The organism is Candidatus Microthrix subdominans (assembly GCA_016719385.1).
Taxonomy (GTDB): Bacteria; Actinomycetota; Acidimicrobiia; order Acidimicrobiales; family Microtrichaceae; genus Microthrix; species Microthrix subdominans.
In genome coordinates, this window is the sequence record JADJZA010000003.1 from 1 (window position 1) to 25530 (window position 25530).

The following is a 25530-nucleotide window of genomic DNA, read 5'->3' on the forward strand; positions in this document are numbered from 1 at the left end:
TCAATATGGTACGCAAACGAACAAGAATCTACTGACACTTTCAAGGCCGAGGCCGTGAAGATAGTGATCGACAGTTCCCGGCCAATCGCCACGGTCGACAACGAGTTGGACATCAGCCCGGGCACACTCGTGTGTGGGTCAACAAGTACCATACTACCGCGATCAGGACCGCTGACCCCAGCCGAACATTGTCCAATTCACGCGAACTCCAAGCCTAGATCCAGGGAACTGTTGGATGAAAACGGTTCTTGGGAAGAAGCGGCGTCCTTCTTCCCAGAAGTATCGGTGATCTCAGTACGAGTTCATCGACGGCGAGAAAGCGAAGACTACCCGGTCACCAAGATGTGTTTGTGAGCGAGCGTGTCGAAGATCCGGCTACTACGACTAGCGGAAACGTCCGCTATCAGCAACCGCGGAACGGACGCGAGACTGGCGGTCGATGTCCGCAAGGTCTTCGATGCGTCCGACTGGCGCCCAGGGCACCGTCGGGTCCATGCCCAGAGCTGGAGCCGCAAGAAGATCGTTGCCGGCCTTGAACCTGGTCCGTCAGGTGATGGTCGAGGTGACATGGTTGCCTGTCACCCAGCCCTTACAGGCGAACGACAAACCCGACGGTACGCCGAGCACGGCGGACTTGAGTCGACCGAGGACTTCACCACCGCGGGCCGGGCGTGAAGCTGGTCAGTGATATCACCTATATCCGCACGTGGGAAGGTGGTTGTACTTGGCGACGGTGCTCGATTGTTTCTCGAAGATGGTGGTCGGGTTCGCGATGGCCGACCATATGCGCACCGGTCTGGTGACCGGCGCGTTGCAGGCCGCGATCGACGCTGGTGGCATTCAGTCGAATGCCATATTCCATTCGGATCATGGGGCGCATACACCTCTGAGAGTTCAAGCGTTCCCTTGCGTCAAATGACATGGTTGGGTCGATGGGTAAGACCGGGGTGTGTTGGGATAATGCTATGGCGGAATCGTTTTTGCTTCGTTGAAGAACGAGTTCGTTTCTCGGACAGTGTTCCCCGACACGAAGAAAGGCTGTTTCCGGGTATTGCGCATTGGATCGAGATTTAGTATAATCGTTCCAGGCTTCATTCGGGGATCGGTTACCGGACACCGGTTGAAGTGCATGACGCTATCGCGACAAGGCACGGGCAGCGTAAGGGCTGCCACAGATCACTGTCCGAGAAACTGGTGCAGGCTCACCAGGACCGGGGAGTGTTGCTTCGAGCACGAACCCCAGATTTTGATTCGTTCCTGGTCTTCCCTCAGCGGCCGCATCACGCGGGCATGACCTGGGAGGGTGAGCATTATGAGACGGATTTCGAACCGGGTGGCCGGTTTGGATGTGCATCGGGACTCGGTGACCGCGTGTGTTGAGATATTCGACGGCGTCGAGGTGTCGGTGATCAAGGAGCGGTTCTCCACCACCGTCAAGGGGTCCGTGGGCTGGGCGAGTGGCTCGCGGATGCCGACGTTGAGTTGGTGGTGATGGAATCGACCGGTGTGTATTGGAAACCGGTGTTCTATGGGCTGGAGGGCCGTTTCGACGACATGTGGCTCGTCAACGCCCATCATGTGAAAAACGTGCCGGGTCGGAAGACCGACATGTCCGATGCGGAGTGGCTCGCCGATGTGGCCGCACACGGGATGGTTCGGGCGTCGATGGTCCCAGAGCCCGAGATCCGGGCGTTACGGGAGTTGACCCGCTACCGGAAAACCCAGATTGTTGCCCGTGGGGTCGAGATGCAGCGTCTGGAGAAGGTTCTCCCAGGATGCCGGGATCAAGTTGACGTCGGTCGCATCGAAGGTGTGGTCGAAGTCGTCTCGGGCGATGATCGAGATGCTCATCTCCGGGCAAGTGGACCCCGAGGTTCTCGCCGAGCTGGCCAAGGGACGGATGCGGCCGAAGATCCCCGCGTTGGTCGAGGCGTTGGAGGGCCGCTGGGGCCGCCAACACTCCGTGGTCGCCAAAGCGATCATCGCCCACATCGATTTCCTGGATACCACGATCGACGAGCTGTCAGATGAGATTGTTGAGGCGACCCGCCCTTTTGACGAGCTGGTCCGGTTGTGGTCGACGATCCCTGGGGTGTCGACCCGGACCGCTGAGATGATGGTCGCTGAGATCGGTGCCGATATGGGCCGGTTCCCTTCTGCCAAGCATCTTGCTGCGTGGGCCGGGCTAGCGCCGGCCTCACACGAATCGGCTGGGAAGCGTCGGCCTGCCGGGACACGACAAGGCAGCCAGCATCTCCAAGGCGCGCCCTTGTGGAAGCCGCCCGTGCGGCGAGAACCAAAGGGACGTTCCTTTCCGAGCGCTACAAGCGGATCGCTCGGCGGCGAGGACCGAACAAAGCCGCTGTCGCGATCGCTCACAGCATGCTGGTCGCCGCCTACCACATGGCCATCACCGGGGAGATCTACCGCGACCTGGGCTCCGGCTACTACGACAACCGCAAAGACCCCAAAGCCAAAGTGAACCGGCACGTCAAGGAACTCCAAGCAGCCGGATACACCGTCAACCTCACCCCCGCTGCCTGACCCAACCGCCCCCAAATCAGAATCTTCGGGGCTTCGCCCCACCCTATGACGCGCCCAGACCCGGGCCAACTACACCTCATTTCACCCCAGTCTTTATGGCCGGGCGGCCACCCGGTGGGATGAAACGTTGGGCGTGTCTCGCCGGCGCGCCGCTTTCTGAGCCAGCCCGCACCAGACCCAGGACCCGTGAAGTGCTGCGAGCACGACCACAGATTCTGAATCCGGTTCCTCCCTCGGCACCGATCGCCAAAGGAGGACCGACAACCCGCCCGCCAGCAAGACCCTGACAGTTCACCGGCGTCCCCATAGCGACGGCCGGACTTTGACGCGTCCGCCACCACCTTTTCCCACACATGACGTTTCACCCCAGCATGTTGGGTTCTCGTTCGAGCCTGAGGAGGCCCGTTGAGTACCGAACCCAGCCGGAAGAAGAAGCGGTTTCTGGCGCCGCAAGAGAAGTACGAGATCTGGATGCAGCTGGTCCGTGGGGAGACCACGGTGAGCGAGGCGGCCGAGCGTGCCCGGGTGGATCGGGCCACGGTCGCGAAGCTGAAGACGGTCGCCCGTGATGGTGCCCTTGAAGCGTTGGCGGCGTCGCGGCCTGGCCGTCGCGGGAAGCAACGCGACATCGAACTGGAGGACGCCAGAGCTGAGGCGGAGCGGTTACGGACCGCTTTGGCGGAGATGGCGGTCAGGTTGACCCTCGCGGAGGGAAAAGAGCCTTGGGGCTGAGTGGCCGAGTCCCGAGACGGATCGATCCGGCCACCAAACACGCGCTCCTCGGTCTGGTCGACGGCGCAGTCGCTGGTGGCTGGTCGGCCCGGGCTGCGTGCCGCTATTTGGAGGTGTCACCCCGACGTGTTGAACGCTGGCGTGGCCGCCTCGCCTCCGGGGCGACCTTGGACAATCTGGCGCCGGGCGGGAACCCAGTCCACGGGCTCACCCCCGCTGAGGAGGACGAGATCGTCGCGGTGTTCGACGAGTGGGCCGACATCGACCGGTCCCACCGCAAACTCGCCCACCGAGGGTCGTGGTTGGGGCGGTTCTGGGCTGACCCCTCTACGGTCCGAAGGGTGCTTGAACGCAGGGACCTCAGGTTCCGCCGGCCCCGCCGGGAGGGTCGTTCGAAGCGGCGGCCGTGGCCGGACTGGGCCGAGGAGAAACCGAACGCAATTTGGATCTACGACACAGTGCGCCACGAGGCGCCATTGAACCTTGCGGTGATGAAAGGACACCGCCACATGCTCGTCGCAGCGGGTGTGTTGAAGCTGAGGGCAGCCTGATCCCTGGAACGGGGGTGAGGGCGGGAAGCAGCCCTGACAACGACGGGACGTGCCAGCACTGTCAGATGGCACCGGGTCCGGCTAGCAAGACGGAAAGGCGTACGTGAGGAACCAGCGACCGAAAGCCCCTCAAGAGATCCAGCAGCTCGAACCTGACAGATCAGGGCTGCGTTGCGACGCGCACCTATGCGGCTCGTCCGTGTGGGGAACTCCTCGACCGGTCATCTGGGTTGGTCTGGAGGCTGTGGTGAATGCCTGCGGCGTAGCCACAGCGAGGTTGCAGGGGCATAGTTGGGCGCCGACCCCGTCGAGGGGTTCAAGGGGGAACGTGGGAACCATCCTGTTGGTCCCCGTTCGTTCCGGCAGCCAGCCAGAACGTTCGGGGAAGGCCCGTTGCCGGCTGATGCCGGCGGGATGGGACGGAGGGCCCGTAGTAGTTCGAGGCCGGGAAAGCCGGTCGCATGGCGAAGGGGCCCAGTGTGTTCGCAGCCACAATGCTGACCGAGGAGTCCGCTGGTGAATACCGGCGAACCGTTCCCCGACCTCTATGAGGCCGAGTATCGGGTACTCGTGATGCAACAGAAGCTGCACCAATGGGCGATGGCCGATCGTGGCCGTCGTTTCGATGATGTGTTCAACCTCGTCTATGACCCGGCGTTCCTTGTTGTTGCAGGGCGTCGGGTTCGGGGCAACAAGGGGGGACGAACCGCCGGAGTCGACGGGGTGAAACCTGCCTCGATCGTGTTCGGTGTTGAGAAGTTGCTGTCCGGGCTGCGAGATGACCTCAAGGCCCGCCGGTTCACGCCTCAACGGGTGCGGGAGAAGACGATCCCCAAAGCGTCGGGCAAAGTCCGACGTCTGGGGATCCCGACTGTCGCAGACCGGGTCGTTCAGGCCTCGTTGAAGCTGGTGCTCGAGCCGATCTTCGAGGCGGACTTCAAACCATGTTCGTATGGTTTCCGTCCGAAGCGCCGAGCCCAGGACGCTATCGCTGAGATTCATCATCTTGGGTCACCCAACAGGAATTATCATTGGGTGTTCGAGGCAGATATCAAGGCGTGCTTCGATGAGATCGACCACACCGCCCTGATGGGTCGTTTGCGAGACCGCATCGGAGACAAACGGGTTCTGGGCCTGGTGAAGGCGTTCCTGAAAGCTGGTGTCCTCACCGAGGACGGCAGCGCGAAGGCGACGATCACCGGCACCCCACAAGGTGGCATCCTCTCACCGCTGCTGGCCAACATCGCCCTGTCCGTGCTGGACGAGCACTTCACCCAGAAATGGGAAGCACTCGGCTCAGCGGGGGCACGTCAGAGGCATCGTCGCGCCGGTGTCAGAGGCCCGTACATGCCCGATGGTCTGCACAGCGCGGCGGTCGGCAACGAACCGGGGGAAGCCCTGGCTTGGACGGCCCTCAAGTGGCGGCCCGACGAACCGGTCCGAGTCGCCCACTATTGGAAGGACCCACCCGCCACACTCGATCGACTTGACGCTGTGGCAGGAACGTTCGAGGGCACGGCCCACCCGTGGCTGGCCGTGATCGCTGGTATGGCAGACCTCTGGCCGCTAGGCGGCCAGGAGGAGAGTGACGTAAGCCCACTGCACCTCTTTTGGGTGCGAGACGATCAGGGGCGCCGCTCGGTTGACCTGTCGGTACGAAGTGTTCTGAACGCCCAAACCTGGCTCCCCTACCTTGTCGCATTGGGCTCGTTAGCGGCGCTCGATGAGGCGGAGGTTCGCCAGCTCTGCAACTCGGTGATGTCGGGTGGGATCAACCGGGTGATCGGCGGCCTCTCCGCCGGAGCGCAGCCCTTCTTGACCCTGTACCTCTCGGCCGAACTCTGATCGGCATTGCAGCGATCCCCGGCTAGGCCCGTTTTCCGCACGTAGAGGCCACATGGGGTCGATGTCGGGTTGAGGTTGTGGCGGTCTGGGTGGGCCGGGTTCGTTGCTATGACTGGGTTCCAGGCCGGGTTGGGTGCCGTTCATGGTCCTTCACGCGGACACGACAGGGAGCGTTTGTGGGGACAACATTCGGGTGGGTTTGGACGTTGACGTGCCTGATTCCCGTTGCAATGACAGGCTTGTAGTTTAGGTCGAGTGCTGGTAGTGTGTGGACAACATGTTCACTAAGCGTGTCACCGTCAAACGGGGCGATAAGACCTACGTGTACCTGAAACTGGTCGAGTCCTACAGAGATGGCGGCCGGGTCCGTCAACGCGTGATCGCCAATTTGGGTCGCGAGGACGACCTCAAAGCGTCGGGACAACTCGAAGCGTTGGCAGCATCGTTCGCACGTCTCGAACCGCCGATGGTCGGGGTCCGCCGAGATGTCGGCGCCCTGCTGATCGTCGCCGACCTCTTGGAGCGTCTCGACCTTCAACGGACCGTTGACCGTCACGTCCCCCAACGCGGGACCGCCATGTTGTCCTGCGGTGAGGTCATCACAGCACTCATCGCGAACCGGATGTGTGGACCCTCCCCGCTCTATGACGTCGCCGGATGGGCCACCTCGGCTGCGATCCACGAACGCCTCGGGATCCCCGGGATGCTCCTCAACGACGACCGGCTCGGACGGGCCCTCGAACAGTTCGCGCCGATCTCGGACACTGTCCGTTCCGAGCTGATGCTGAAGGCGATCGACCGGTTCGGGATCGACGCCGGACGCCTCCATTTGGACCTCACCTGCATCCCGGTCTCCGGCGCCTTCGAGGACTCCACGATGATCGCCAAAGGGTGGGGACCCACCGGTGTGAAACACCAAACCAAACTGCTGTGCGCTACGAACCCCAAAGGTGTTGCGCTCTACACCCGACCGTTCCCCGGCAACACCGCCGAACTCTCAGCAATCGCCGACAGCCTCGAGATGATCGCCGCGAACTCCAAACCCGGACTGATCATCTGCGCGGACTCCGCCCTGGGGCACATCAAGAACCTGGCCGCCGCCGATCAGGCCGGACTCCGTTTCGTGGTCCCCCTCCGCTCATCGACCGGGTTCCGCGAGAAATTCCTCACCGAGATCGGACCCGACCAGATGGTCCCCCTCCGATACGTCGCCAAACGCGAAGCCAACCTCCCCACCGGCCAACGCACCCAATACCTGGGGGCCCTCGCACCATTCGACACGATCAACCCCGAAACCCAACAACCGTTCAACTGCCGGGTCGCGTACATCTGGTCATCCGAAGAAGCCACCTCAGTCGCCGACGGACGAGAACGCGCGCTCGCCAAAGCCGAAACGCTGCTCACCAAAGTCCGTAACGGGCTCGGCGGCCGCTACTACAAAACCCAGAAAGACGTCGACAACCGGGTCGCGGTCGTCATCGGCCACAAAATCAGGCCGTTCCTCACCGTCACCACCAGCACCGAACCCGACACCAACAAACCCACCATCAGCTGGGAACGCAACACCCATGCCATCACCAACACCGCACGAACCGATGGCATCTACGCGCTCGCCACCAACATTCCCGGCAACATCACCGCCACCCGGATCCTCAAAATCTACAAAGACCAGCCACTCGTCGAGATCCGCCACCGAGAAGCCAAAGGCCCCCTCAAAGTCCGGCCGATCTTCCTCCACAACGACGACCGCATCACCGCCATGCTCTCCATCGTCGGGATCGCGCTCCTCGTCTACGGGCTCATCGAAACCCAACTCCGAACCGCGACCAACAACCAGCCAATCCCCGGCCTCTACCCCGAAAACCGGCCAGCCCTACCCACCGGCCGAAACACCCTCACCGCGTTCCAAGGACTCGGACTCACCTACACCCACCACGGCATCCGACTCGACCGCCTCACCACCACCCAACGAACCATCCTCAACCACCTCAACATCACCCCACCATGGGAAGAACAAGACCTCCCCAACTGCGGAAAACGGGGCTAGGATTTGCCATCGTCGGACTACGAGGAGGGTCAGTGGAAGACCTCAGCAGAATTTCTGAGTTCGCGGCCACGCGCCACGACGGGGAGCGCTGGTCGAGCAAGGAACTCGAAGGCACCTGGGCGCTCCTTTGGTGGTATCCGAAGGCCAGCACGCCGGGATGTGCAGCTGAAGGCCGCGCATTTGCCGACCACGCTCCCGAGTTCGACGAGCAGGGTTGTACCGTGTTTGGCCTCTCACTCGATACCCCACAGGACAACCGCTCGTTTCGGGACGAGCACGACATGCCATTTGCGCTGCTCTCCGTGGACAACTTGGTTGCCACAGCGTTCGGAGTGCTGAGGGCGGTCGACTCGGAGCACGCGGAGCGGCGGAGCTTCCTGGTCCGACCGGACGGGTCTGTGGCCAAGGCCTACAACGTGGCGAACCCCGAGGATCACGCACAAGACGTGCTCGACGACTTGGACGACCTCCTGGGTGGCTGACTCGATTGCTAGGTCCGCGCCGCCGGCGAACCAAGTCGAACGATTTTGCATCAGCGTTCTCGACCACATCCTGGTGATGTCGATCAGCGGGACGGGAGCACATGCGAAGCCGACTGCTCACGCCGTTCGATGGCTGATGAACGACTTGCGCGTCGAGGGCTTCGATGCGACGGAGAGCGCCGGTTGGATTGATCTCGGAGTCTCGGGCGAACCACCGGAGTTCTGCTTGACGAGTTCGGTTGCCCAGACACGAGACGGTATCGACGATGTGGAGGAGGCGTGCCGGACGTTGCTCGGCGTCATCGCCCTGCTGCTCCCCGTATGGACAGCGGAGTCCGAGATCGCCGTTCACGCTGGCGGGATCGAGGCTGACGGACGCGCTCACATCCTTGTCGGACCATCCGGTGCGGGAAAGTCCACCCTCGTGGCAGCTCTGGCAAGCAGGAAAGCGCCGGTGTTCGGGGATGAGACCGTCCTCTTGGACCTTGACTCGCTTTCGGTGCGGGGCATCGCCCGCCCCATGGTGCTGGAACCCGAATCTGCCGGGTTCATCCCGGAACTTCCCAACGCACCAATCGGATCGGCATTTTTGCCCATCTCTGCGGTCACCAGCCCTGCCGAGGCGAGTCCGCTTGGGCACATCTGGTTTCCCCGATTCGACTCAGCGCACAGCGGCGCACCGACAATTCGCTCGCTGAAGCCGGGTCAGGCACTTCTTCGATTTGCGCGTGAGTGTGTCAGTGCGGACGTCGTCGAGGAGCAAGTGCTCTCGCGGCTCCTCGCGCTTCTGGGCTCGGTCCCGTGTAGCGAGATCGTGCACGGAGACGCCGACCTTGCTGCGATCCGGCTACTGGATCTCGCCCATTCGCTCGTCAACGAGCTACCAGCCGGGGCGCCTTCGGTTGTGCCTATGAGCATCCCCAGGACATCCGAGCCCACTCGACCGAATTGCACTCGCTTCGCCTTCGCCACCTCGATTTCGGTACTTCTTGTTGGTGACGAGCTCGTGCTCGCTCAACAGTCGACGCGGCAGGTCGTCGTTCTCAACGACGACGCCGCAAAGCTGATCCAGGGGGCGACGCCCATTTCCGTTGTGCCTGGAACGCCAGCGTCATCGCTCTTGGAGGAACTCGAAACATGCGGCTTTGCTCGCCGGGTGGCCGAACCAGGTTCTGGGTTGATCAAGCGGCTTGGCTGGCTGCGCATGTGGGCAGGTTGGCCCACACGTTGGCTTCGAAGCCGTCTCAAGGTCGTCAGACTCAAAGCCACTGACTCGTAATCGTGCTCAGCACGGCCCGGCCAGAACACGGTCCCTACCAACGGAGTGCATTCGAGTCGGAGATGTGCGCCACCGAAGTGACGGTTCCCCGGCGGGTGGCAGCTACTGCCGCTTCGACGACCTGGTGACCATCGTTTCGTAGGTCGTTGCCGAGGAAGCCGTAGAGGGCCACCCTCCATGCGAGCCAGCCGGGCGACACGCGCAACCGCGATCCGGTCTCGACCACGATGTCCGATATCGGCAGGGACGAACCTCCGTTTGGGTCGGTCAGTGACCCGGCCTCGCCGTCCACAAGGGCGAGCTCGTCAAACGCCGCCGGTACCCCATTGCGGTCAGCCAGGAACGGCAGCGCTTCGGGTTCCACCAATGTGACACGGCCCATTCGAACGATCGGCACCAAGCGAAGACCGATTCCGCGGAATTGGTCGGAGCGAGCAAGGGTCATGCGACCTAACTGACGATTCAAAGCCGCCAGCACCAGGGGCCTGTCTCCTACCGCCAGCGGTTGAGCGCGTTCATTCCACAATGCCGGCTGCGGGGAGCCGAATCGTTCGAGAGCGAGTCGTTCGGTGAGAACAAATCGGACGCTCTCGCCGAGTGGCAGATTCGGGTCCGGTCCCTGGGGAAGAACCGCAGCCAACGCGTCCGCTCCGTCGCGCGTATCGCACAGAACGGACATGTTGAGATCGCCCACGCGTACCGAAACCGTGTGAACAGCCCCGAGAAACACCGCCTGGGTAAGGGGCGTCACCAGGGTCGCCGGGGGGCGGTAACGATCCGCTGGCTGCGGGGTGGCAACCACGCTTCCGAGCTGACCGGCCACCAGGGTGACGATCGCCATGGCGCGTTCCGCAGGAACGCCCCCGGTCGTCATCGCAGCTGCCGCGGCGCCGATCTCCCCATCCGTTCGCTCCAGCTCGTCCGCGGCCCGGAGTTGCAATGGGCCATAGAGGATCGGGAGCGGAAGGCCAGGGTGCCAAACGACTGCCTCCGGCCCGAGGTGCGCACACGTGAGCCCGTCGGAGGGTGGCCCAATCACGTCGGTTTCAGCGCCTCGATCACGATGCCGTCGAGTCGCCATTCACGTTGTTTGAGGGGACTGATCCCCGCTCGGACGTTGATGTCGACGAAACCGGCATTGGCGAGGACCTGCCTCCATTCGCCAACCGGAAAGCGAAGGCACCGCAGCACGGCCAGGCGACTTGGGCCGTCCATGTCGGCCAACGGTCGGTGATCGTCGAGTCCGACGTCTGCAATACACAGTCGCCCACCCGGCCGGAGCACCCGGCTTGCCTCTGCGAACGCCGAAATATCTGGCAGGAGCAGGCAGAACAGGCCGTTGGCAATCACCCGGTCCATGCAGCGTGAAGCGATCGGGAGTGACTGTGCCTTCGCCTGGGCAACTCGCGGCGTCCGGCCGGACATGCGGGCCTCCGATGCGAACCGGGCCGCCATCTCGAATGTGAAGTCGATGCCCCAACCCAGGGCACCAGCAGACTCCGCGACGGCGAGGTCGAAGCCGGTTCCACAGGCGAGGTCGAGCGCGTTCCCCTTGGGTAACGGGCATCAGCATGAACGGATTACCAAGGCCCACGAAGGTCTCGACGACCCCTGGGGGCACGCTGGCCACCAGATCCTCGGGATACCCGCAACGTCGTGCCAACGCTGCGCCCGACTCGAACGCTGGCTCCGTCCCCTCGCCGTTGGCCACGCGGGCATGGTGTGCCTGGGTCGGGTGCGCCCGAGTGGCAGCGGGCGGGGCGACGGCGTTGTCCGATGGACGCGTCGCCGGGCTGGGCCGTCCGGTCGGCTCGGGGTGAGCGAGGACCCCTCGATACGACCCGACGACGACATCAGCGAGCTTGGGCTCCAACGACGCAAACATGCCGTGGCTGGGACGCTGGAACAACGAGGCGAGTTCGACGCCCCGGAACGAGTCAGCTTCGCGCTGGCGGGCGGCGAGCTGTTCAAAGTAGTCGTCCCCTTCTTGCGAAGCGTCCGGGCTGCGAGGGCTCTCCGAAGGTCTGCGGTCCACTCCGAGGTATGTTATCCATCCGTGAGCAGCCATAAATGGGAAGACCTGCTCGGCGCCGAGCCGCTTCGGGTCTCCGACGACCGGGCTTGGCTGAACGTTCCGGGTGGGGCGCTACTGATCGCGGCTCGGCCCCGCCGGCTCGCGTACGTTGACGACGTCGGCGCCGAGCTGATTCGACAGCTCTCTTCCGGGGCGGTCCAAGGCCTGGCGCACGATCTGGCCGCAGCCCTCCGGGTGACGCCAGCCGAGGCCGATGCGTCCATCGGACAGATGGTGGCATCGCTCCACGATGCTGGCCTCGTGAAAGCAGGGCCGTTGTTCGTCGAGGCTTGGGCCGCCAGGGGAACGCTCCCGCCAGCGTCCAGGCCGGTGCGCACTCTCAACCCGCCCCTCCCGGTCCTCGGTGACACCCGCGGGCTACTGGCAGGGCCGACCTCAGACAGCGCCGTGTGCGTGCAGGAGCAGCTCAGGTTCGGGCATCGACTGCCAACCGCAGAGGTGGACTGCAACGGCCTGAAGCTGACCCTCCGATGCTCGGAACCGTTCGACCCTCTGTTACCCGACCGTGTCGAGAGCAGCGGTGGTCGACCACTACGCCGACGTGAACCCCAGACGACAGCCCACCTGCATCTACTCTCGACGAGTGCCAGCTCAGACCGGTGGAAGCTCCTCAGCGGCGAAGGACGGTTGATCGGTCAGGGTCGGGACCACCAGGGAGCGTGGCAAGCCCTCGCCTGTGAGCTGGACCTCGTCGAGGAGCTGGGCGGGCAACAACCGGCCCCACACTCCTCAGCGAACCTCAGAGTGCTGTCCTGTGCGTCCGGCCCGATGCTGATTCCCGGGATCGACGGTGACCGCCTGGTTCGCTTCTCCCGACGCCTAGGCCGCGCTGGCATTTCGGTCGATTGCGGGCATCGTGTGCTCATCAGGAACGCAACCTCGCAGGAAGGCGTTCCCGGCAACACCCTCGTCCGAACAGGGCCGGATCTGTGGGTTCGACCGGCCGGGATCATCGTGCCGCACCGCCTCCGGAAGGCCATCCCGATCGTTGCCGCCCTTGTGGCCTTCGCTGCGATCGACTCGGATTCGGCGGTCGTTCTCGACGTCCTCGTCCGGTTGGTCCGGACGTTCGTCGAGCTGCCCCCACTCTTCGTGAACCCGGTCGACGATGACGGAGCCTTCGCTACCGCGATTATCGACAAGCTGGGCCCGGCCTAGGCCCTCGTCACAGCCTGGGGCTACCGGGGTCGCCGTTGCCTGTCGGCTACCTGTTCTCGCCGCTGTAGCGGCCACCAGGATTTACTTTCGACTCGGGGGAAAGCCCGAGGGCTGGCCGTCGGTCAAACCGGTACTCGGCCTCCGGCCCGTCGCGCTCCACGTAGTGGAGAAATACCTGGAGGTAGTCACCAGCTTCGCGATGCGGGCGGGAATGAGGTATCTCGCGCCCCTTGACTAGCAGCAGGTCACCCGGGTCAAGCTCGATCCGAACCTTCGCACCGCAAGCGTCTTCCAACTCGAAAGGCCACGGCTCCCCCCAATTCGCTAGGTGGACGGTGGCGGTGTGCCCGCACGCGTCTCGGTCGCGATGGCGAATCAGCTCGCAAGGCGGACGGTACCACCGCAGATACGAATAGGTCGGCTCTAGCTCTGTCGCAGCAACTTCACTCAGCGCACCAACAAAACCAGCGCACAACGTGTCGAACGCTGGGTCGCCGTACTTCGCCACCGTGTTGCCGAATGCTGGGTCGCTGACCAGTTGCCTGCCGGAGTTGAGCGTGTGGGCACACGCAACCAGGAACTGCACCAAACTGGGATCTACTGCGCCCCTCGCCACGACGTAGCCGCGCTCTCGGTAGCTAGTCGCAGGGTCTGTCCCTCTCACCAGCCTGCTCCTGGTTCCTCCGGGGAAGCGAGCCGCCAGGAAGCGTCCCCGACCGGCCCCACGTACTCAACGCGCAAAACGAGGATGACCGCAGGCGACGTGGACGCGGGTATCCAACGGGAGGAACCTGAAAGCATGACCAACGTGCCCGGCCGCAGTTGCATCGAGCCGCTCGATACCTGCCAGTCGCCGGAATCGGGCCAAAGAGATGCATCCAACGCCAGATCGGGTACCTGCGCTATCTCGACGGGGTCCGACCCGGCGAGCTGGATCACCGCGCACAAGGCACCACCGGAGGAGTAGGCAACTGCTTCCCCGCCCACGACAGTGGTGATGAGGTCGCCCGAGATCCGTGTCAGATCCGAACCCGACCTCCATTCCACAATGTGTGCAGACGCCTCGGCTACCACATCCTCGATAGCCGCCAAAGGTTCGGCTGGCAACTGGTTGGCTGACCTCCATCCGGTGGCAGCCTGCAGGTCGATACCCACCAGCAGTTCCGGATCGAAGGTGAAAGTGTGGGCGCTCCTGCCGAACCACCGAAGCTGTTGAACGTCGACAAATCCTTGAACCAGGTCGGTCCCGACTGCGAGTTCATCACTCATCAATGCCCCTTCCGTCGTTCAGAGTCCCGTCAGGCAAGCGACGGGCTGTCACCATCAGCACACTAGATCCGGGTTGGTCGGTATGGAGCTGCATCGGCAACGCCGCCGGAAGGACGTACCAAAGGTCGGGTCGGAGTTGGGTCTTGACTCCCACCGCGAGGTCGGTGCGATCGCCCGGGTGCTCGGTGCGGTACTGAAGAACCATCTCGGCCGGGTTTCGCACTTCCAGCTGAACGATCGAATGCTCATCGAGCAGAGCGAAGACGACCACGGCACTGTTCGGAACCGAAAACCGGGCCGTCGAACCGTCGAGTTGCAAAACCATCCGCTCATTCACCTGCCAGCGAACCTCGGGCAACCCGGTGAACGCCGCAAGGTAGTCAGCGAGGCTGACTGCGATTCGGTCGAGAAGCCGCACACGCGATGCCATCGGGGATTCGTCCTCGACCGAACTGCGGAGCAACGTGGTAGCAACGCCCAGGCGGGCCGACGCCGCTTCCGAGTGGACCGATATCCCGTTGCTGGCGCGAATGAGAGGACGGAGCAGCTCGCCTGTTTCCTCGGGCAAGCCAGCCACCGCCAATACCGACTCATGGTCGCGGTGCTCGGTAGCACTTCGGAGGCGTTCGGAACCGATGACGTCTCTGGGGATGTTGCGGCTGGACGTCGGGGTCATAGGGCGGTACGCCTCCTCGTCTGGCTCAAGAAAACGGACTTCCATGGATCCAGCCGACAAGAACTCGTCGTGTTCCTTGCGTCACCGGGTGCACCTGGTGCAACAAGAAAGACGGGAATACGATCATCATTCCTTGGTCGACTTGGACGACGTTGCCGGGAAGCATCTCGAGTTCTCCACCGCGGTACTCATCAGGTTTCGACAGCATGACCACGAAGCTAAGTTTTCGGGTCGACATGGCCCCACCGACGTCCATGTGAGCTGCGAAGTGCCCCTCGTCGTTGGATGAATACTCCAGGATTCGCGGCAGATCGGATCGGTGAAACCCCTCGAGGCTGAAGTGATACAGCGAAGCATTCAGCTGCGCCAGCCGCTCCAGCATCCCAGGGAATAACTCGGTTTGGAGCTGGGAGGTGACCTCGTATTCCACACAGCGGCGCTCCCTGGGGTTGGTCCCGTGGTGGCTGTAGCCGCCGGGAAACCCAGGCATAGGGGCACTGGTAGTGACCCTGGCCGGGGTCGGGCGCTCGGCGCATACCCGGTCCACGATGTCCTGGCATCGCTCGCTCGACCAGAGCAGCTCACGCTGGACGGCGCACAGGTTGGAGTTGGGCTGAATCCCGGTCTGGCTCATCAGCGCTCAACCACCAACGGGCTGGAGATGGCACGGCGCCGGACTTCAGCCCACAGATCGCGCGTCGAGCGTTCGATCTGAAGGCGGAGCCGCCAGCTCAGTTCCGGGCGGGATCGCTCTTTGGCGGGAGCCCACTTGACGTCTGTGCCGGTCGGACGCTTCGAGTACAACGTGAGTTCGCGCTCGCATTCCGCGGGGTCAGGACGGGGAAGGCCCCACATGGTGGCCAAGGAATCTGCGATGTCCAACGGACGATCCACGAGCTGATCGTAGGTCACCACCTTGACCGAGTCGTCCGGCTCGGCGAGAGCAGCCTCGACAGCGCTGGTCCATCGCTCGATCAGAAATGAACTGAACCTCGCACGCCCATTCGACGGCTGGTAGGTGCGAACCAAATCAACCCAGGGTGGTGGCTGATAGAGCCAACTTCGGACGGTTGCCGTCGGAGACCGCGTGATCAGAACCGAGGGAAGCGACCCGGCGAACGCCGTCCGGATCGTTGGCAACTGGGGGGTACACACGGAGGAGAGCTTCAACACCGCCGGCGCCTGGGAGGACCGCCACCGCTTGGCCAACCAGCGGACCTGCCCATCGTTGACGGGAACCGGTGCAGGGGATGCCCAAAGGTCAAAGGGGAACGGCGGCTCCAGTCCGACGATCGATCCCCCCGTTGCCAGCATGCGACAGAGCAGCGTTGAGCCACAACGGGACGTGTGGAAGATCAATGGAGTTCTGGTCGCCCCAGGGAACGCTGGCATGTCGCCGATCGGGTCTTCGGCCGCCCCCAACCTGCTGCCATCGACGATGCCGGTTCCATCTGCGCGGGCCATCGAGACCCCTGAAGGCGTGACCTGCCATGGGAAGGTTGGGTCATCTACCAATACCGCGTCTCCGGAGGCGCATCGCCGACGCGTGCATCCGCAATCAGCCCGATAGCAACCAGCTCATCGAGCACCTCAGGCGCCCGGGATCGTTCGGCACGAGGAAGCGCCGCGACGAAGTCCCTCCATGCTAGGTAGCGACCGTCTGCGAGCGAAGTCACCAGCTGGCCAAGGGACTCGGGAAGGTCAAAGACACCACCGTGTGCCGCGATCAAGAATCGGTCGTCGGCGGCTCCATCGACCCACCCGAGACCGAGGCCGAACGAGCAGGCCACCCAGGGCTCTTGCTCCATCGGGTCGGCAGTGGCACGGAGCAGTGCGATCGGCCCCGCGAAGGGAGGTCTGGATGCACCAAGACGAATCGCCTGAACGGCGGACTCGAACAAGGTTCCCCCGAGTTCGCCGACAGCAGCGCCGAATGCGTCTGGGTCACCGAGCGAGGGGGTATCCGAGTCCAACGGGCCGTCGGGATGAAACACAAAGGGCACCCGCATGGCCGGCAGCTGATGGGCGGGCTGTGCCATAGCCTCAAGCACGTCCAGTGGGGACGGCCGAAGAAAGCCAATGGTCAGGTGAACGGCTAGCGAGTCGGCACAGATGACGTTGTGCCCGATCCCGTGCGGGACGAAAACCCCCTCCCCCACTTTCAGACGGTAGAGGTCTCCGACGAGCGGGCCAACCTCGGAGGGGGTGACGGCCCGGTGTGGCGCCGGACCTGATGGTTGATGAAATGACCAGAGTTTCGCCCCCGTGGTCTGTACAACGATCACATCGTGATCATCCCAATGTGGGCCAAATCCGCTGGCGGTCCCATCGGCGACATAGGCGTTGATCCGAACGTCCGAATCAGTGACCGTTCGCAGATCGTCCACCAGACGGCTCCACTTGGGGACGCGGCTATCCACCGAGTTGATGACCAATCCGACGTCAGACCTCACGATGCCAGCCAAGAGCGACGGGTCAAGAGCCTGGTGCTTTTGGCTCATCACGATCGGTCTGAGGGGGAGATAGTCACCATCCCGGGCCAGCTTGATGGCTGGCGAGTTAGCCGCGATGGCATCGCCGACGTTGTTGGCCAGCAGCACTGCGTCCAGCGCATCGTCGGGATCGAGCCAGCTGACGAATTCGGGGTCGCACTCGACGGTGCGCGGGTCGGCGGTCCCCGACCGGCGCGCGATCGCGACGAAATCGAAGTCCGGAAAGGCCGCTTGAAGCCGAACCGACGCCGCCCCCCGGGCCCGACCCCGTGCTGCCGCGAGGTCCGCTTCAAGGCCCTCGGCGGTGGCATCAAGCACCCGGAGGCGGCCGATGTGTTCAGAACCAAGTGTGTTCCACCCAACGTGGAACACACTCATGTGCTGGTGCAGGTGACGTGGATGTTGATCGTGGCGGCGTTCGGGAAATCGGTGCAACCGACCCCGGTGGAATTCGGATCAATCGCAATCGTCATCGAGCCCGGGCTCGTCCAAGTGGTCGGGACCGGCGTGGTCGTGATGAAGTCGCAGATGGGCCCCCCTGGCCCTGATGTGGCGGTCCAGTCGGCGCCGTTGACGGTGCACATCTGGAACGGCGGGTCGATGTTGTTGAACGCGATATCGACGTTGAACGGGGAGGATCCGAGCAAGTGATCGTGGACGGTGAAATTGGCGTTGAACGGACCCACCATCCCGACATAGTTCCCGGTGTTGCTACAGTGAGTGATCCCGAAAAAGTCCATCTGCGACATCCCGGTCACGCAGGTTCCATTGGGCGCATTCGAAACAGCCCATGACAGATTGCCGTTGAACGGGCTCGGCGAATAGGTGGCCGCTCCGGCAGCATCCGGTACGAGGGAACCGCCCTCGATCTTGGGCATCGACCACACGATCCCGGCAGTGGTTGCGCCCACGGCCGCCTTCCTCAGCATGTCCCGACGCGATTGGCTGCCGTCGCCTGCTTCGGATTCGGATTCGGATTCGGATTCGGCCTCCAAGCCGGCGTTTTCCGATTCATCCATACTGGAGCCCCCTCGATCGCCAACAGTGAAGGCGCTACAATACGGCAGTGAACTCGTCCGGCGCAAGACCATTCAGCGCTGGTCCAGAGCTGGTTACGCTGAGCCACGGCGACAAACACTTGATGTTCGGGGCAAACCCGAGGGCATCCTTGGCCACCGATGACCTGGGCCGCGACATCGCCCGTGCCTTGGTCGGCTGCGACACCGACGCTGCGACTTCGCTTGCTATGAGTCACGGAGCCGGTCAGGAAGCAGCAGGTGTCGTATCAGAGTTCCAGCAAGTTCTGGAAGCCATCGAAGCCCTCCCGCAGTTGGAGACTGAGGGGTCCGAGTATCAGCCAGGTACCCACATCCGATATCGGCTATTCGAGAGCGGACAACGGATCTTTGCTGGTTCTGGATTCCCGCTAGCGATCGGATACGGCGCGCGAGGGAGTTGCCTATGGAACCGCCTCGACCTCGACGACCCCGGAGCACTGCTCATCATAGGCCCACCTCCGCAGCCTCTGAGGATTCGGCTAGCCGGAGTACCTTGGCGCCACGAACTCATCGCAGCCTTGGGCGACCTGCCGTGGGAATTGGCAGACCACGATCCTGATGATGGCTTTTGGAAGGCCCAACTGCACCTCGTCGGCGGAGTAGTTGGCAGCACCAGAGCCCACCTGTTCTCCGTGACCGGGCACCTGCTGGGTACCAGCCGGACGGCCGACCCGTTTGTAGCATCGATCCGAGGGTTTCTCGACACCTCCAGGCTCGTCGCTCATCAAGGTCTCCTAACAATGTATGCGGGGCTGGTTGAGCGCCAATCGGGTCTGATGCTTCTTCCATGGCAAGAGTTCAGCCGACTGTTTCGCTTCGAGCGGCGGCTTCAACGGCACGGATGGTCGCTGCTGCGTTCGCAGCGAGTGCTCTTAAGTCAGGACGGTTCGGAGATGTATCGACCTCCGTCGAGCAACGGAGCGCCTGTTGGGTCTCCTGAACGAGGTCGGCCAACGGCGATTCTCGTCCCAAACCGATTGTCACTCAATGGCCGGGCATTGGTCGCTGCACACTTCGTTCAGCTTCTGGACCGCGACCGACGCCCCACACCAGCAGCCCGGGCGAAGGTGGCGGAGCTGATGCTCGGGGTCGATCACGTTGGTGTCGACACCGACAGCGATGCGCAACTGGTGGACGCTGTCGTGGAGATCGGTCGCCAGCTCGATTCGGCATCCTCGGGCTCACTTGCGCAACGCGGTTTTCTCAGTTCCGAGTAGGCATCGTACCTCCCCTCTCGCTTCCTTTCAGGTGTTATGCCGAATGCGGCATAACACCTGTTATGCCGAGGCCGTGATTATGCCGAATGGCGGGGTGGATGCGTTGGTGGGGGCGGCGGACGGGGTGACGCGTTCGGCATAATCACAGGTTCTGGTTCTCCTGGCATTTCTGTGATGGGTGAGACTGGTTCGTATGGATCGTCGCGATGAGATGGTTGAGCTGATCGGACGGCTGGGAGACGGGCCGGACGCTGGGATGGCGGCGGTCGCCCAGTTGAAGGACCTGCTGGACGAGGAGCGTCTGGTGCAGGTTGGCGAGGCTCGCCGGGCGGGTTGGTCGTGGGCGGCTGTCGGGGCCGCGTTTGGTGTCACTCCCCAGGCGGTTCACAGCCGGTTCGCGTGGCTGGTCTGAGACGCCCTCAGGTCGTCGGCCGGGGTGGCTCCAGGATCGGTCGGGGTTCCCATGGGAGGGTCGTGGTGATGTTCCCGCACGCGAGGTAGATGATGGGGATGAACGTGTTGGCGCGGTGGTGTCCGTAGCCCCGGTGGTTGAGCAGCCGGATCTTCGAGTTGGTCCCTTTCGAGGCGTGAGTTCGACAGGCCCAACTCGACCGACGCGATGATCCCGGCCTTGTGGTCGCGGACCAGCTGGGACACTTTGACCATCGGCCGGATCCGGGAACGGCACGCGGACGTCAGCCACCGGTCAAGGTAGGCGGTGGCGTGGGTCGGGTTGTCGAGTTGGTAGAGGCCCCGGAAGCGTTCCTTGAGTTGTTGGGCCCGCCAGATCGAGTGGTGGGCACGCTGGTGACGTTTCAACACCGCCGCTTGGGCTTCGGTGTGATCGCCCGGTTTCTTCAACAGCGCCCACCGGAGATCGCGGGCGTCGTCGCCCGACAACGGAAGCCCGGTCTTGGTGAGTTGGGACCAGCGGATCGTTGCTGTGACTGCCTTGTTGAGGTGGTGAGATCGGGCCGGAGCGCCCTTCCAGCATTCCGGCTGGCGGGCTTCTCCGGCCCGTCTCCCGAACCGGACGTGCGGCTTCCACCGCTATGCCGAGTTCGGCATAACGATGATTATGTCGAGTAGACGATTATGTCGAGTAGCGGTCTCGGCTGTTGGTTTCGCCCTGGTATCACCGGTGGTCGTGGCGGGTCTGCTCGGCATAATCGTGAGGAACTGAGGGACGCTTCTTGTCGCTGGAACATGGTGTTCCGGCGGGAGGAGAACGATCATGAACATGCCGTCACCGACTCGTGTGCGTGTCGCGGGCCCGCTTCAGCCCTATGCGGTTGGATTCCGCCAGGAGTTGTCCCGGTTGGGATACTCGTCGAGCCCGGCTGCGGGCCATCTTCAGTTGATGGAGCATCTGAGCTGCTGGCTGGACGATCACAATCGGGGCCCGGAGGGTCTGACAGCGGCCCGGGTTGACGAGTTCTTGGATCATCGTCGCTCGCAGGGCCGGTTGCACCAACAACTCAGCCTGGGCGGGCTGAGCCCGCTGCTGAGTTATCTTCGTGAGGTGGGGGTGGTGCCGCCACCGGCGTTGCTGGCGTCGACTGGTCCGTTCTCGCAACTGATGGAGGAGTTCGTCGGCTACTTGCGTGATGAGCGTGGCCTGGCTGAGAACACGGTGGGCAACTACCGGTGCGTCGCCGAGCTGTTCTTGTCAACAACTCGGCTGTGTGGTTCAGGTGAGGGGCGCTCGACCGTGTCCGATCTTCGTGCTGGCGATGTGATCGGGTTCATGGTGAGCGAGGCGAATAGTCGTAGTGCCGGGTCGCTCAGCAACGTCGCGACCGGACTCCGGGCGTTCCTGAGGTTCTTGCACCTACAGGGCTTCATGGCCACGTGTTTGGCTACGGCGGTGCCTGCGGCTACCGGTTGGCGTGATGGGGGTCTGTTGTGTCGCGCTGTCGAATCAGCACAGGTCGCCCAACTCTTGGCGAGCTGTGACCGGCGGACCGGTTCGGGGCGTCGCGACTTCGCGATCCTGACTGTGCTGGCCCGGTTGGGGTTGCGGGCAGGCGAGGTGGCTGCGCTCGGTGTTGATGACATCGACTGGCGGGCGGGTGAGCTTGTCGTGACCGGCAAGGGCAATCGACGCGATCGGCTGCCGTTGCCCGTTGACGTGGGACAGGCCATCGCCGACTACTGCGCGCGCGGACGTCGCCACGGTGATTGTCGCAGTCTGTTCCTCCACGCAAGGGGCCCTTATGTCGGGGTCTCGGGGAGCGCGGTGAGGGAGGTGGTCGCTCGGGCATGTGACCGTGTCGGGGTGCCCCGCATCGGAGCGCATCGGCTGCGACACGCTGCTGCCACCTCGATGCGCCGGGCCGGTGCGCCACTCTTCGAGATCGCCCAGGTGCTCCGGCATCGTCACTTGCCGACGACCGCGCACTACGCCAGAGACGACGTTGCCGCCTTGGCTGTCGTCGCTCGCGGGTGGCTCGGTGGTGACGCATGAACTCGCTCTACCAACAAGTTGAGGACTATCTGAGCGTGCGTCGAGCGTTGGGTTTCAAGCTGGTCGCGCACGGCAACCTGCTGGTCGACTTTGTTGACCAGCTGGACCAGACCGGGACATCGGCACTGACCATCGAGGCCGCTTTGGCCTGGGCAACCAAACCCCAAGGAGTGCAGCCCTACCGTTGGAAACAACGCCTCACGGTGATCCGCGGGTTCGCCATCTACCTGAACGCACTGGACCCCGCCACAGAGGTGCCGCCAGCCGATCTGCTGGCCTACCGGCGTCAACGCCCCACGCCCTACCTGTTCTCCGATGCTGACATCGCGGCGTTGTTGGCTGCCGCCGGCGACCTCGGCAACGCGCCGCGTGCGGCGACTTACCGCACCTTGTTCGGGCTGATCGCGGCGACGGGGATGCGTTGCGGTGAAGCTCTGGCCCTCGACCGCGACGATGTCGATCTTGATACCGGTGTGCTCACCATCAGGCTGACGAAGTTCAACAAATCCCGTCGGGTTCCGTTGCATCGCTCCACGCTCGCCGCTGTTCGCGGCCACCTCGACGAGCGAGACCGGCTCTATCCCCGGCCTGTGCAGCCGAGCTTGTTCGTCTCCACGACCGGCACCAGACTCGCTGACCGGCGTGTACGGGCGGTCTTCGCCGACCTCGTCGACCAGTCCGGCCTCAAACCGCGTTTCGGGTCCGGCCGCCCGACGATTCACAGCCTGAGACATAGTTTCGCGGTCGCCACTCTCCTCGATTGGTATCGCGACGGGGCCGATGTCGCCTCCAGGATGCCGTTGCTGTCCGCTTACCTCGGCCATGTGAGCCCGGCATCGACCTACTGGTATTTGCAGGCCACACCCGAGCTGCTTTCACTCGCGGCCCAAAGGCTCGAAGCGCCTGTGGGGGTGTGTTCATGAGCGCTGTCGCCCCGACCATCGAGTCGTTCTTCACTGACCGGCTCATCACCCAACGAGATGCCAGCCCGCACACCATTGGCTCCTACCGGGACACGTTTCGTCTACTGCTCGGCTTTGCCCACGACCGCACCGGCAAGGCACCGTCACAACTCGATTTCGTCGATCTTGACGCCACGCTCGTCGCAGCCTTTCTGACCCACCTCGAGCGGGATCGACACAACAGCGTGGCCACCCGAAACGCCCGGCTGTCGGCGATCCGCTCGATGTTCGGCTACGCCGCGCTGCGCCATCCCGAACACGCCGAGCTGATCCGGCGGGTACTTGCCATGCCAGCCAAACGCTCCGATCAGACCATCGTGTGCTACCTCACCTCGGGCGAGGTCGACGCGCTCCTCGCCGCACCCGACCAGACCACCTGGATCGGACGGCGTGACCACGCTTTGCTCCTCGTTGCTGTCCAGACCGGGCTGCGTGTCTCGGAAATCACCGGACTGGTCTGGGGTGCGCGCACCTCGGCGTCGGCGCTCACGTCCGCTGCCGAGGCAAAGGTCGCAAGCACAGGGCCACACCACTGACTGCTCAAACCGTTGACACGCTCCGGGTGTGGCTCCGCAAAGCTGCGGCAATCCCGACGACCCGTTGTTCCCGAGTCGACGAGGTGGGCCGCTCAGTTCCGACGCTGTTGGCTGGCTCACGGCCAAGTACGCGAAAGCGGCAAGCGATGCCGGCTCGTCGATCGCCAGCAAGCACGTCACCCCACACGTGCTTCGCCACACCGCAGCCATGAATCTGCTCCAAAGCGGGGTCGACGTGTCGGTGATAGCGCTCTGGCTGGGCCACGAGCACATCCAGACAACCCAGATCTACCTTCACGCCGACCTCGCGCTGAAAGAACGAGCACTCGCCCGCACCGCGCCGGCCAACACGGTCGCTGGCCGATACCGACCCGGCGACGCACTCCTTGCCTTCCTCGAAGCCCTCTGATTATGTCGAGCAGACCCGCCACGATCACCGGTGATACCAGGGCGAACCCAACAGCCGAGACCGCTACTCGACATAATCGTCTACTCGACATAACCACCGCATCCGGCTCTCCACGAGCCCGTGCCGCTGGTCAGGCGGCGATGATGGTCTGGTCCCACGGTGTCGGGATCTTCGTTCCGCGGTAGCGGTAACGGGTGATCGGCACTGCTCGGCAATCGAACAGTGAGACACCGTCGTGCTCTGGCCACCAATTGTTGGCCAGGTAGCGCCGTTTCAGCCACTGCCAGGTGGCACGTTTGTGTTTCCGTCGTAGCCAATGCACGATCCTGAGCCAGGTGAACTGGTGCAGGTGAGAAAAGGTTCGACTCGACACGCCGTGCCGGAAGTAGCCGGTCCAGCCCCGCAGCACCTGGTTGATGCGACGGAGCATTTCGGACAGGGGCTGGTTCGTGCCCATTTTCGTGATCGCCTTCACTTTGGCCCGGATCGAAGCCAGAGACTTCGACGATGGCCAGGTGTAGACGTATCGCTTGTTCGAGCCCTGTTGGCGTTGCCGCTGGATGCGGAACCCCAGGAAGTCGAACCCCTCGTCGATGTGAGCGGTCAGCGTCTTGTGTTCCGACAGGCGTAAGCCCATCGGAGCGAGCACCGCTGCAACCTCACCCCGCAGTTCCTTGGCGTGAGCCTCGGTGCCAGCCACCATCACCACGAAGTCGTCGGCATATCGCACGAGACGATATGTGGCTCCTCCATGGTTGCGGCGGGTGGCCCGCTGGGTTCGGGTGGCCATGTCACGCTCCCAAGCCTCGGCGAAATGATCGTCGAGAACTGATAGCGCAATGTTGGCCAGCAACGGCGACAAGATGCCGCCCTGGGGTGTGCCCATCTTGGTGTCCCTGGTGACGCCGTCCTCGGAAAGAACTCCGGCACACAAGAACGCCTTGATCAACGCCACAACACGACGGTCTCCAATCCGTTCCCGCACCCGACCCAGAAGGGCCCGATGCGAGATCTCGTCGAAGCACGCCTCGATGTCACCTTCGAGCACCCACTCGTAACGATTGGATGCCAGCATGTGGATCTCAGCGATCGCGTCATGGGGTCGACGAAACGGACGGAACCCGTAGGAACACGGGTGGAAGTCCGCCTCGAAGATCGGCTCGAGGACCAGCTTCAAGCTGGCCTGCACAACCCGGTCCCGGACCGAAGGGATGCCCAAACGCCGGAGCTTGCCCGACGCCTTTGGGATCATCTGCTCCTTGACCGGGAGCGGTTCGAAACTGCTGGCTTTGAGCTCCGCTCGCAGCCTGTGCAGCATCGCTTCCCCGAAGACAATGGAACGTGCAGTGACGCCATCGACCCCAGCAGATCGTGCTCCTCGATTCCCTCTCACCCGATCCCACGCAACCAACAGAAACGCAGGATCGGCAACAAGGTTAAACAGGTCATCGAACCGACGACCGTCGTCGTCGTTTGACCATTGGTGCAGCTTGGTCTGGATACCCAGTACCCGCATCCGAGCCTCATCGAGGCTCGGCCACAGATCACCAGTATTCACCGGCGCACTCCTGGCATTCCGTCGCATCGACTGCGAACTCGCTGGGCCCCTTCGCCATGTAGACGGCTTTCCCGCCCTCGGACTACTACGGGCCCTCCGCCCCAACCCGGAGCCGTCAGCCGACGGTGAGCCTGCCCGCCGACCAGACCGATG

At 63.4% G+C, this 25530-nt stretch carries 24 protein-coding genes and 3 pseudogenes; 15 read left to right on the plus strand and 12 right to left on the minus strand.

The window, feature by feature from the left end; all coding sequences use genetic code 11:
* Window positions 1–700: 700 nt before the first annotated feature.
* Window positions 701–919, plus strand: a pseudogene (locus IPN02_06645) (DDE-type integrase/transposase/recombinase).
* A 393-nt stretch (window positions 920–1312) separates the two neighbouring features.
* Window positions 1313–1492 (plus strand): hypothetical protein, encoded by a 180-nt coding sequence (locus tag IPN02_06650; protein ID MBK9296524.1) that lies wholly within the window; start codon window positions 1313–1315, stop codon window positions 1490–1492.
* A gap of 200 nt (window positions 1493–1692) precedes the next feature.
* Here IPN02_06650 and IPN02_06655 read toward each other — a convergent pair whose 3' ends face one another.
* The gene (locus tag IPN02_06655; protein MBK9296525.1) at window positions 1693–1851 is read right to left on the minus strand and encodes a hypothetical protein; all 159 of its coding nucleotides are present in this window, start codon (window positions 1849–1851) and stop codon (window positions 1693–1695) included.
* On the opposite strand from IPN02_06655, the gene IPN02_06660 reads away from it, so the two are divergent.
* The 7 genes from IPN02_06660 to IPN02_06690 all read left to right on the plus strand — a co-directional run bounded on the left by IPN02_06660 (window position 1835) and on the right by IPN02_06690 (window position 9480).
* Window positions 1835–2482 (plus strand): IS110 family transposase, encoded by a 648-nt coding sequence (locus IPN02_06660; GenBank protein ID MBK9296526.1) that lies wholly within the window; start codon window positions 1835–1837, stop codon window positions 2480–2482. The genes IPN02_06655 and IPN02_06660 overlap by 17 nt on opposite strands.
* Before the next feature lie 503 nt (window positions 2483–2985).
* Complete coding sequence (locus tag IPN02_06665) at window positions 2986–3276, plus strand: hypothetical protein (protein MBK9296527.1); 291 nt, start codon at window positions 2986–2988, stop codon at window positions 3274–3276.
* A gap of 341 nt (window positions 3277–3617) precedes the next feature.
* Entirely contained in the window at window positions 3618–3827 is a 210-nt protein-coding gene (locus IPN02_06670) for a hypothetical protein (GenBank protein ID MBK9296528.1), read from the plus strand.
* A 573-nt stretch (window positions 3828–4400) separates the two neighbouring features.
* On the plus strand, window positions 4401–5672 hold the full coding sequence (locus tag IPN02_06675) for a hypothetical protein (protein ID MBK9296529.1): 1272 nt from the start codon (window positions 4401–4403) through the stop codon (window positions 5670–5672).
* Between the two features lie 277 nt (window positions 5673–5949).
* Entirely contained in the window at window positions 5950–7719 is a 1770-nt protein-coding gene (locus IPN02_06680) for a DUF4277 domain-containing protein (protein ID MBK9296530.1), read from the plus strand.
* Between the two features lie 32 nt (window positions 7720–7751).
* The gene (locus IPN02_06685; protein ID MBK9296531.1) at window positions 7752–8201 is read left to right on the plus strand and encodes a peroxiredoxin; all 450 of its coding nucleotides are present in this window, start codon (window positions 7752–7754) and stop codon (window positions 8199–8201) included.
* The gene (locus tag IPN02_06690; GenBank protein ID MBK9296532.1) at window positions 8194–9480 is read left to right on the plus strand and encodes a hypothetical protein; all 1287 of its coding nucleotides are present in this window, start codon (window positions 8194–8196) and stop codon (window positions 9478–9480) included. The genes IPN02_06685 and IPN02_06690 overlap by 8 nt, the downstream gene beginning before the upstream one ends.
* A gap of 34 nt (window positions 9481–9514) precedes the next feature.
* On the opposite strand, the gene IPN02_06695 is transcribed toward IPN02_06690, so the two are convergent.
* The 3 genes and pseudogenes from IPN02_06695 to IPN02_06705 all read right to left on the minus strand — a co-directional run bounded on the left by IPN02_06695 (window position 9515) and on the right by IPN02_06705 (window position 11803).
* Entirely contained in the window at window positions 9515–10321 is an 807-nt protein-coding gene (locus tag IPN02_06695) for a hypothetical protein (protein MBK9296533.1), read from the minus strand.
* A 194-nt stretch (window positions 10322–10515) separates the two neighbouring features.
* Window positions 10516–11034, minus strand: a pseudogene (locus IPN02_06700) (class I SAM-dependent methyltransferase).
* Between the two features lie 592 nt (window positions 11035–11626).
* On the minus strand, window positions 11627–11803 hold the full coding sequence (locus tag IPN02_06705; protein MBK9296534.1) for a hypothetical protein: 177 nt from the start codon (window positions 11801–11803) through the stop codon (window positions 11627–11629).
* A gap of 726 nt (window positions 11804–12529) precedes the next feature.
* On the opposite strand from IPN02_06705, the gene IPN02_06710 reads away from it, so the two are divergent.
* Window positions 12530–12733 carry a hypothetical protein gene (locus IPN02_06710; protein MBK9296535.1) on the plus strand — a complete coding sequence of 68 codons (204 nt, stop codon included), beginning with the start codon at window positions 12530–12532 and terminating at the stop codon, window positions 12731–12733.
* Between the two features lie 46 nt (window positions 12734–12779).
* On the opposite strand, the gene IPN02_06715 is transcribed toward IPN02_06710, so the two are convergent.
* The 6 genes from IPN02_06715 to IPN02_06740 all read right to left on the minus strand — a co-directional run bounded on the left by IPN02_06715 (window position 12780) and on the right by IPN02_06740 (window position 18189).
* Entirely contained in the window at window positions 12780–13319 is a 540-nt protein-coding gene (locus tag IPN02_06715) for a hypothetical protein (GenBank protein MBK9296536.1), read from the minus strand.
* 74 nt (window positions 13320–13393) lie between these two features.
* Entirely contained in the window at window positions 13394–14002 is a 609-nt protein-coding gene (locus tag IPN02_06720; protein MBK9296537.1) for a hypothetical protein, read from the minus strand.
* Complete coding sequence (locus IPN02_06725; GenBank protein ID MBK9296538.1) at window positions 13995–14723, minus strand: hypothetical protein; 729 nt, start codon at window positions 14721–14723, stop codon at window positions 13995–13997. Before IPN02_06725 ends, IPN02_06720 begins: the two co-directional genes overlap by 8 nt.
* A complete protein-coding gene (locus tag IPN02_06730; protein MBK9296539.1) occupies window positions 14704–15168 on the minus strand; it encodes a 2OG-Fe(II) oxygenase in 465 nt (154 codons plus the stop codon). Before IPN02_06730 ends, IPN02_06725 begins: the two co-directional genes overlap by 20 nt.
* Before the next feature lie 1018 nt (window positions 15169–16186).
* Window positions 16187–17548: a hypothetical protein gene (locus tag IPN02_06735; protein MBK9296540.1), complete on the minus strand. Its 1362-nt coding sequence runs from the start codon at window positions 17546–17548 to the stop codon at window positions 16187–16189.
* Window positions 17545–18189 (minus strand): hypothetical protein, encoded by a 645-nt coding sequence (locus IPN02_06740; GenBank protein ID MBK9296541.1) that lies wholly within the window; start codon window positions 18187–18189, stop codon window positions 17545–17547. Before IPN02_06740 ends, IPN02_06735 begins: the two co-directional genes overlap by 4 nt.
* 47 nt (window positions 18190–18236) lie before the next feature.
* Here IPN02_06740 and IPN02_06745 point away from each other — a divergent pair, with 47 nt between their 5' ends.
* Window positions 18237–19445: a hypothetical protein gene (locus IPN02_06745; protein ID MBK9296542.1), complete on the plus strand. Its 1209-nt coding sequence runs from the start codon at window positions 18237–18239 to the stop codon at window positions 19443–19445.
* Between the two features lie 211 nt (window positions 19446–19656).
* Window positions 19657–19857: a hypothetical protein gene (locus tag IPN02_06750; protein ID MBK9296543.1), complete on the plus strand. Its 201-nt coding sequence runs from the start codon at window positions 19657–19659 to the stop codon at window positions 19855–19857.
* Here IPN02_06750 and IPN02_06755 read toward each other — a convergent pair.
* Window positions 19830–20381 (minus strand): transposase, encoded by a 552-nt coding sequence (locus IPN02_06755; protein MBK9296544.1) that lies wholly within the window; start codon window positions 20379–20381, stop codon window positions 19830–19832. The two genes, IPN02_06750 and IPN02_06755, sit on opposite strands and share 28 nt — an antisense overlap.
* A 424-nt stretch (window positions 20382–20805) precedes the next feature.
* On the opposite strand from IPN02_06755, the gene IPN02_06760 reads away from it, so the two are divergent.
* From IPN02_06760 to IPN02_06770, 3 genes and pseudogenes are all read left to right on the plus strand, one after another.
* Window positions 20806–21912, plus strand: coding sequence for a tyrosine-type recombinase/integrase (locus IPN02_06760; GenBank protein MBK9296545.1), 1107 nt, complete (start codon window positions 20806–20808; stop codon window positions 21910–21912).
* The gene (locus tag IPN02_06765) at window positions 21909–22835 is read left to right on the plus strand and encodes a tyrosine-type recombinase/integrase (protein ID MBK9296546.1); all 927 of its coding nucleotides are present in this window, start codon (window positions 21909–21911) and stop codon (window positions 22833–22835) included. Before IPN02_06760 ends, IPN02_06765 begins: the two co-directional genes overlap by 4 nt.
* A pseudogene (locus IPN02_06770) lies at window positions 22832–23819 on the plus strand (tyrosine-type recombinase/integrase). Before IPN02_06765 ends, IPN02_06770 begins: the two are co-directional and overlap by 4 nt.
* A gap of 130 nt (window positions 23820–23949) precedes the next feature.
* Here the strand turns inward: IPN02_06770 and ltrA are convergent.
* Window positions 23950–25377: a group II intron reverse transcriptase/maturase gene (gene ltrA / locus IPN02_06775; protein ID MBK9296547.1), complete on the minus strand. Its 1428-nt coding sequence runs from the start codon at window positions 25375–25377 to the stop codon at window positions 23950–23952.
* Window positions 25378–25530 lie beyond the last annotated feature (153 nt).